We start from the raw sequence: 8,279 nt of genomic DNA, 5'->3' as shown, positions 1-8,279 counted from the left end.
CCGCCGCTCGAACTCCCCGCACCCGGGACCCCCGCTGAACGCGCCGTCGATGTCGCCCTGCGGCACGCCGCCGCCGTCGTGTACGAGGCGGGTCCCGACACCGGCTCCGCCCCCGGCCCGGGCCACGGCGATGTCGAGGCCGAGGCCGACGACCGGCTCGGCCGCCCGGCCTCGCTCGGCGTCAGGGTGCGCCGCACGGCGCGCGGCGTACTGCTGTCGGGGGCTTCCTGGCGGTACGGGCTGCGCCTGGCGCTCTGCATCGGGCTGGCACAGGCTCTGGTGTCGCTGGTCGCGGTGGACCGTTCGTACTGGGTGGCGCTGACCGTCACCTTCGTACTCAAGCCGGACTTCGGCTCCGTCTTCTCGCGTGCGGTGCTGCGCGCGCTGGGTACGGCGGCGGGGCTCGTCGTGGCGGCGGGGGTGCTGGCCGCTGTGCCGCGCGGCTGGTGGGACGTGCTGGTCCTGCTCGTGCTGGGTGCGCTCATCCCCGCGCTGTCGGTGAAGGGGTACGCCTTCCAGACGGCGACGATCACGCCGGTGATCCTGCTGCTGTCGGACGCGCTCAACCACCTGGGCTTCGACCTCGTACTCCCCCGGTTCGTCGACAGCCTCATCGGCTGCGGGATCGTGCTGGTCGCGGGCTATCTGCTCTGGCCGGAGAGCTGGCACACCAGAATCGGCGACAGGCTCGCGGACGCGGTGGAGGACGCGGCGGACTATGTGCGGTGCTCGTTCACGGACCCGGATTCGGGCCCGGACTCGGACACGGACACGGCCCCGGACCCGGTCCCGGTCGCGGACACGGACACGGACACGGCCGGCAGCCACACCGGCGCCGACGCCGCCGACGACGACGGCCAGGCGGAACGCGTCCGCAGGCGCCGGCGCATCTACCGCGATCTGTCCGTCGTACGCAGCGAGTTCCAGCGCGCCCTGACCGAGCCCCCGCCCACCGGACGGCGCGCGGCGGCCTGGTGGCCGCTGGTCGTCGCCGTCGAACGCATCGTCGACGCGACGACAGCCGCCCGGGTCCGCGTCAACCACGGCGCCCCGCCGCCGGCCCCGGCCGAGACCGCCGAGATCGAACGGCAGTTGCGGGAGCTGGCGGAGGGCGTGCGGTCGAGCGAGGTGCTGACCGAGGTACGGGCGGAGCTGGCCGGCGACGAGAACGGCGTACTGGCTCCGCTGCGGCAGGAGGTGAGGGCCGCGCGGGCGATCACCTCCCCGCCGGGGAGGATCGGTCTCACAGGTCGTCGACCTTGAGCGTCACCCAGACCCGCTTCCCGGGACCGCGGCGGGGAGACACCCCCCAGTCGTCGGCGAGCGCGGCCACCAGCGCGAGACCCCGGCCGCACTCGTCATCGGGCCCCGAAGCGCGGGGCCGGGGCACGGTCTCCCCCGCGTCCTCGACCTCCAGCCGCAACAGCCCGCCGGCCCGGCAGAGGGTGATGGAGATTTCGCGTCCGGGCGGACTGCCGTGGCGCAGGGCGTTGGTGACGAGTTCGGAGAGCAGCAGCGCCGCGGTCTCGCCCGGCTCCTCCGGGAGCCCGATGTCGGTACGGAGGACCTCCCGCGCGCGGCCCACGCTGCGGGGATGACAGGGAAGCCGGAACTGCACATGGTGATCGTCCGGGCGGAACGGCGCGTGAGCGGTGTGCTGGTCGTACTGAATGTGCGCGGCCCCCGACGTGAGCGGGGCCTGCGGGACGTGCGGGTCGTACGGGGTGTGCGGGTCGCGCTGTTCGCCGTCGTGGTTCATGGGAGGGACATTCCCTCCTACGACCGGTTTTACTTTCCGTGCAGCAAGAGTGACGGTGCGAAGTTAAACCTGGCCCGCCCGATCCGTCTCACCCGTCTCACGCGCCTCACCGCGTCAGGCGGCGTTCTCGGGTGACTGGGTGACTGGGTGACCGGGTGACCGGGGCTCGGGGCGGCGCCCCCGATGATCCCGTCCCGCGTCGCCTACCTTGCCGCCCAGCGGTCTGCGGGTTCGGGCGGGGCGGTCGGGGTGGGCCGGTGCGGTGTTGGTGAGGGTCGGGCCGCCCCTTGATCTTGATTTTCGCGGTTCCGGGGTGGGCGTCAAGGGCGCTCCTGCGTCGCGTCGGCTGCGCCGATTCCGCTCCGCTCCACCCTTGACACCCACCCCTCCACCGCAACTGATCCTTGAGGGGGGCGGCCCCAGGGGGGAGACTCCCCGGGGAGCCTTGCTTGTTCTGCCGCTTTGCTCCCGGCTGCCAGTTGCTTGCCCTGCGGGGCACGCGGGGACTGCTTGTTGTGCCGGTTTGCTCCCGGCTGCGGACTGCTTGCCCTGCGGGGCTCGCGCGGGGGATCGCTGCATCCGCTTCGCTGCTTGGCGGCGAACTCCTTGCTGTGGTGACTGGCATCGTCCCGGGGCTCATCGCATGCCGTGGAACAGGTCCATGTCCCTACGGTCGCGCTTCGTCGGGCGGCCCGCTCCCCGGTCGCGGGTCGCGATCGGGGCGACGAACTCGCGGGGCGGGGGTGGCGGGCTGTTGTCCACGAAGCACAGCGCGGCGACCGGGGGGCCGACCCGCTTGCGGATGATGCGGGAGACCACCACCACCCGCTCGCGCCCGGCGTTCCGTACGCGGACCTCGTCCCCCGCCTTGATCGTGTACGCGGGTTTGACGCGTTCACCGTTGACGCGCACGTGCCCGGCGCGGCAGGCCGACGCTGCCTGGGAGCGCGTCTTGGTGAGCCGTACGGACCAGACCCAGGTGTCGACCCGCGCGCTTCCCGTCGCCTCGCCGGGCAGGGCCGCCCCACTGCCTGCTGTGTCCGGTGCGTCCGGCTCGTTCGCTGCTGCTGACTCAGAAGCCATGTGTCGAGGGTAAGCGCGTACGGGGCGGGGGACGCGTTCTTTTCGCCTGCTAGTCGGCGCCCGCGCCCGCCGCCTCCGCCGGGCGGCCGCGCAGCGCACGCCAGGTCGGGACCAGCGTCGCCGACAGCGTCAGAGCGAGCGCGGCGACCACCACCACGCCGTAGAGCCATCCCGGCCCCGACGGCAGCAGCGCGGTTCCGTCGCCCGCCGCGTGCACGAACGCGACCAGGATCGCGGCCGCTGCCGCCGTACCCAGCAGGACACCGATCACACCGACCAGCAGGCCCTCGACCGTCACCATTCGCATGACCTGCCCCCGGGTCGCGCCCGTCAGGCGCTGGAGGCCGAACTCACGGCGGCGGTTGCCCGTCGCCAGGGCCAGGCTGTTGACCACCGAGATCGCGGTGTACGCGATGATCATGCCGACCAGCAGATAGGTGACCCAGGACTGGGTCTGCGTGCCCTGGGCGTGCGCGGCGACCAGTGCGTCCCTGCCCTCCACCGTCAGTCCGGGCTCGGCCGCCGCGAACCGGGCGAGCGCCGGGCCGAGGTCGGCGCCCGGCTTCGCCCGTACCAGGATCTGCCCCGGCAGACCGGCCGTCGTGTGCGGGGCCAGCAACGCCGCGGGCAGTAGCGCCGCGTCCGACGAGGCCTTGGGGTGGTAGGTCGCGACGACCCGTACCGCCACGGTGGTGTTGTCGCCCAGCCGTAGCGTCACCGTGTCACCCACGTCGTGCCCGGCGCTCTCCGGAAGGGCGACCGTCCGGCCCGTCAGCGCGGCGAAGCTCCCTCGCGTCGCCGCCGCCGCCGTGGTCCCGGCCGCGCCCCGCGCGCTGACCCCCTGCAACGGCATGCCGTCCTCGCCGCTCTCGGTGCCACGGCCGCCGGGGCGTTCGAGGTAGCCGAGGCTGGTGACGTACGCACTCGCCGCCGCCACCCCGGGCAGCTCCTGGACGCGGTCGACGAGCGCGGGGTCGACCGTGCCGGAGACCGAGGTCAGTACGGCGTCCGCGCTGAGGTTCGCGACGAACGCGCGGTTGGTCAGCTCGTCCTGGGTCGTCTGGATGTACAGCGACGCCGTCGCGATCCCGACCGCCAGCATCACGGGCGCGACCGTGGCCCCCATCTGTACGGCGCGCGCCCGGGAGTTGAGCATCGCCAGATGTCCCGAAGCGCCGGTCAGCGCGCGGACAGGACCGTGCAGCAGCACGACGCACATCTTCGTCAGGCCCGGCGCCAGCAGCGCGAGACCGATGACCGCGAGCATCACGGCCGGCATCGCCGTGCTCGAAGCGACCGGACCGCGCATCACCGTCCAGGTGACGATGACCAGCGCCGCCGCGCCCGAGAGGAACAGCAGCGCGAACAGCAATCGCCAGACCCCGAACCAGCGCTCCTGCACGGCGGCTTCGGAGAGCGCCTCGGCCGGCCTGGTCCGGGCCGCGCGACGCGCGCCGATCAGCCCCGAGCCGATCGCCGTCAGCAGGACGGCGCCACCCGCGGCGGCCAGCGGGATCCGTCCGAGGGTGAACTCGACCGCCCCGGAGGTGACTCCGCTCGCTGCCAGCCGGTCGAACAGCACTCCGCCGAGCCGCTGCCCCGGCAGCCAGGCCAGCAGGATCGCCACCACGGCGACGAACAGGGTCTCGGCGAGCAGCATCCGGCGGAGCTGGCGCGGGGTGACGCCGATGGCCCGCATCAGGGCGAGTTCGCGGCGCCGCTGGGCGGCGGAGAGCGTCACCGTACCCGCGGTGACGAACACCGCGACCAGGACGGCCAGTCCGCCGAAGACGCCGGCGAGCGAGATGAGGTCCGAACGCCGCTCCTGCGCGACCGGGAACTCGGCGAAGCCGCGATCGTCGCCGGTGAGCACCTTGGCGTGGGTGCCGGCCAGCGCCCGGGAGATTCCGGCGGCCAGATCGGCGCGGGCCGTGCCCGGCCGGGCGACGACGGCGAGTGAGTCGTACGTGTCCGGGTGCCCGGCCAGGCGCCGCGCCTCGTCCTGGGCGAAGAACAGCACCGGTCCGACCACGGCCTTGGTACGGCCGGGGCCCGTCATGCCGCCCACGATGCCGCTGACCCGGTAGACGGCGGAACCGCCGTGGGCCGCGATACGGATCCGGTCGCCGACACCCGCGCCGGCCTTCGACGCCGTGGGGGTGTCCAGGACGACCTGACCGGGTCCGGTGGGCGGCGCGCCCGAGCGCAAACCGTAACCGTACGGGGCGAGCGAGGCGGAGTCCCAGCCGTGCGCCGACACCTTGGCTCCGGGCGACGAACCGGCGAGCAGCACCGCGGGGAACGTGACGTCCCCGACCACCCGCTCCACCCCGGGGACCGCCGCCAGTTGGCCGGTCAGCCCCGCGTCGAGCGGCGCGATCTCGGGGAGCACCTCCTGCTCACTGTCCTCGGGCGAGCCCGGGCGCAGCTCGTACGACCGGTCCCCGATCACCACGGCGGCTGCGCCTGCCAGCCGCGCCGCCGGGACGTTGTTGCGGATACCCGTCTCCATCAGGCCCCCGCAGGCCATCACCACGGCCGTGCCGAAGAAGAGCGCGACGAAGGTGGCCAGGAAGCCGCTCCTCCTGAACCGCAGGGTCTGTATCGCGAGTCGCCACATGTTCATGCCCATGGCCGAAACGCTACGGAGAGGCGTCGGCCCTGCCCATGACGTCACCGGGCCTCTCGGGGTGGGGCAAACCCCAGCACCGCTCCAGCGGGCACTTCACGCGGGCATGACGGCAGCCGGGCGACGCGACCCGTACGCCCCTGCCGGAGATCACCCCGGACGGCCGCTAACCTTACGTATCCGCCCTGGCCAGGGATACGGGGTTCTCCCCGGGGAAGCCCGCCAAGATCCTTACCCCCAGGTGCGGACATATACACACGGCACCCAACTCATCTGGAAGGCCTCGCCCATGGGCATTCGGAGCTTGCTGCGCAAGGTGTTTGGACGCGACCGTGGGGAGCGCAACGGGTCGGCGGCAACTTCCGTACCGCCCCAGGCCGCACACACGGACCGCGCGGAACGTCCCGAAGCGGACGCCACGAGCGTGAGCGTTCCCGCGCAGGCACAGGAGAAGACCAAGGCGGAGGGGGCGGCGGCGGATCTGGTGGCCGCCGCTTTCGACAACCCGAGGGCCGCGGCGGCCGAGCAGGAGCGGAACGCGGCGACGATCCCGGCGCAGAAGTCGGCGCCGGCGAAGGAGTCGGCGGAGGAGTTGGCGCCGGCGGAGGAGTTGGCGGAGCCGGCTGCGTCGACCGAGCCCGCTGAGCCGACCGAGCTCGCCGAGCCCGCCGAGCCCGCCGATGTGAAGGAGGACCTTCCGGCGGAGGCCGCTGAGGCCGCTGAGGCCGCTGCTCCCGCGCCTGTGGCGGCTGTTGAGGTCGTCGAGCCCGCCGAGACCACTGAGACCACTGAGCCGGCCGTGGTGGATACGGACATCAACACGGACGCTCTGCCGGAACGGGAGACCGAGCCGGAGCCGGAGACGCAGGCGGTCGCCGACGAGCCCGAACCCGAGCCCGTCGCCACCACCGCGACCCCGAAGGTCACCGAGCCGGAGCCCGAGCCTGAAGCTGAGCCCGAGCCGGTCCTCGTCGCCGAGCCCGTTCTCACGGAGCCCGTCGCCGCTGACGAGCCCGCCACCGACCAGGCCGAAGCCCCGGCCGCCCCCGCCCCCGTAACCGCCGACGCCGACCCCACCCCCGCCGTCACCGCCGGTGACAGCGGCCTCTCCGCTCACAGCGACGCCGCCCTCGCCGCGCTCACCGAGCGCGGGCTCGCCGGCACCCGTGCCGTCGTCTACCTCGTCTTCGACCGGTCCGGGTCCATGCGCTCGTACTACAAGGACGGCAGCGCGCAGCACCTCGCCGAGCAGACGCTCGCGCTCGCCTCGCACCTCGGCGACGATCCCGCCGTCCACACCGTGTTCTTCTCGACCGACATCGACGGAACCGGCGACCTCGGCCTCACCTCCTACGAAGGCAGGATCGAGGAACTGCACAACTCCTTCGGCCGTATGGGACGTACGAGCTACCACCGGGCCGTCGAAGAGGTCGCCGCGCACCACGAGAAGTCCGGGGCCACGGAGCCGGCGCTCGTCGTGTTCCAGACGGACGGCGCTCCCGACGCCAAGGTCCCCGCGCGGCAGGCGCTCGTCGCGGTCGCCGGCAAGCCCATCCACTGGGCGTTCGTGGCGTTCGGGGAGGGCGAGTCCAAGGCGTTCGACTTCCTGCGCAAGCAGCGCGCCGACCTGGACAACGTCGGGTTCTTCACCGCCGGGCCGACCCCCACCGACACCCCCGACGCCGACCTCTACAGCGGGCTGCTCGACGGCTGGAACCCCCAGGGGGCCTGACCCGCACCAGCACCACCAGTCGCACCACCAGCAGCACAGCCGCCGGCCGCCCTCACACCACAGCGGCCGGCGGCAGCTCCACCGTCACGGCCAGGCCGCCGCCCTTACCGCCCGGCACCACCGTCACCGTCCCGCCGTGCGCACGCGCGATCGAGCGGACGATCGACAGCCCGAGCCCCGCTCCCCGGCCCATCCGGTCGCGGCCCTCGCCCCGCCTGAACGGCTCGAACAGCGCCGGAATCTCCGCCTCCGCCACGATCGGGCCGGTGTTGCGGACCACCAGCACGCAGCCGGTGACGGTCACCTCGACCGTTCCCGTACCGTCGGGCACGTTGTACGTCACCGCGTTGGCCAGCAGATTCGCCACCAGGCGGCCCAGCAGCAGGCGGTCCCCGCGCACCGTACCGCCGTCCGTGACCCGCGCCGACAGGCCGTGGCGGCTCGCCTCGTCCGACACGGCCGCGCCCAGATCTACGTCGTCGGCCCGGTCCTTCTCGATCTCGTGCTCACCGCGCGCCAGCATGAGCAGCCCCTCGACGAGCTGTTCGCTGCGCCGGTTGTTGTCGAGGAGCGTCTCGCGCGTACGGGCCAGCTCGTCCGGTGTGGACAGGTCGTCCAGGCCGATCTGGATCGCGGCACGCTGGGTCGCCAGCGGCGTACGCAGCTCGTGCGAGGCGTTCGCTATGAAGCGGCGCTGGCTGTCGAAGGCCTTCTGGAGCCTGGCCAGCAGCGCGTCGAGTGTGTCGCCCAGCTCCTTCAGCTCGTCGTCGGGTCCGCTCGCGCCGATCCGTTCGTGCAGGTTGTGCTCGGTCAGGCCGCGCGCCCGCGCCGTCATCGCGTGCACCGGGCGCAGTACGCGGCCCGCCGTCCACCACCCCACGCCGACCGCGCACACCGCCATGCCCAGCAGCGCCATGGCCGACCAGAACCGCAGCTCGTCGGAGGCCGCGTCGCTGACGTTGTCGGTGAGCTGGTAGACGGAGACCGGGCGCGCGAGCGGGTCGTCGGGGGCCGGGCGGCGCTCCGGCTCAGGGCGGCTGCCTGGCTCCGGACCGCGCCGCTGCTCCGGCACCCGC

6 protein-coding genes are annotated in these 8,279 nt (G+C 73.2%); 2 read left to right on the top strand and 4 right to left on the bottom strand.

Annotated elements, in window-relative coordinates; translation table 11 throughout:
* Positions 1–1,263 (top strand): FUSC family protein (locus QR77_RS43830; RefSeq protein WP_040023466.1); only part of this gene is annotated, 1,263 nt, incomplete at its 5' end.
* Here the strand turns inward: QR77_RS43830 and QR77_RS43825 are convergent.
* The 3 genes from QR77_RS43825 to QR77_RS20365 all read right to left on the bottom strand — a co-directional run bounded on the left by QR77_RS43825 (position 1,244) and on the right by QR77_RS20365 (position 5,474).
* Positions 1,244–1,759 carry an ATP-binding protein gene (locus QR77_RS43825; RefSeq protein WP_078876925.1) on the bottom strand — a complete coding sequence of 172 codons (516 nt, stop codon included), beginning with the start codon at positions 1,757–1,759 and terminating at the stop codon, positions 1,244–1,246. The genes QR77_RS43830 and QR77_RS43825 overlap by 20 nt on opposite strands.
* 636 nt (positions 1,760–2,395) lie before the next feature.
* On the bottom strand, positions 2,396–2,842 hold the full coding sequence (locus QR77_RS20370; RefSeq protein ID WP_078876924.1) for an RNA-binding S4 domain-containing protein: 447 nt from the start codon (positions 2,840–2,842) through the stop codon (positions 2,396–2,398).
* Between the two features lie 49 nt (positions 2,843–2,891).
* The gene (locus QR77_RS20365; protein WP_236710743.1) at positions 2,892–5,474 is read right to left on the bottom strand and encodes an ABC transporter permease; all 2,583 of its coding nucleotides are present in this window, start codon (positions 5,472–5,474) and stop codon (positions 2,892–2,894) included.
* Positions 5,475–5,895: 421 nt separating this feature from the next.
* Here QR77_RS20365 and QR77_RS20360 point away from each other — a divergent pair, with 421 nt between their 5' ends.
* On the top strand, positions 5,896–7,203 hold the full coding sequence (locus QR77_RS20360) for a VWA domain-containing protein (protein ID WP_052488919.1): 1,308 nt from the start codon (positions 5,896–5,898) through the stop codon (positions 7,201–7,203).
* Positions 7,204–7,255: 52 nt separating this feature from the next.
* Here QR77_RS20360 and QR77_RS20355 read toward each other — a convergent pair.
* The coding region (locus QR77_RS20355) for an ATP-binding protein (RefSeq protein ID WP_107068959.1) at positions 7,256–8,279 on the bottom strand (1,024 nt) is incomplete at its 5' end.

This window comes from Streptomyces sp. 150FB (assembly GCF_000818195.1).
Classification (GTDB): Bacteria; Actinomycetota; Actinomycetes; order Streptomycetales; family Streptomycetaceae; genus Streptomyces.
Note: the sequence above shows the minus strand (reverse complement) of the source record. Positions and strands in the feature narration are given on the sequence as shown.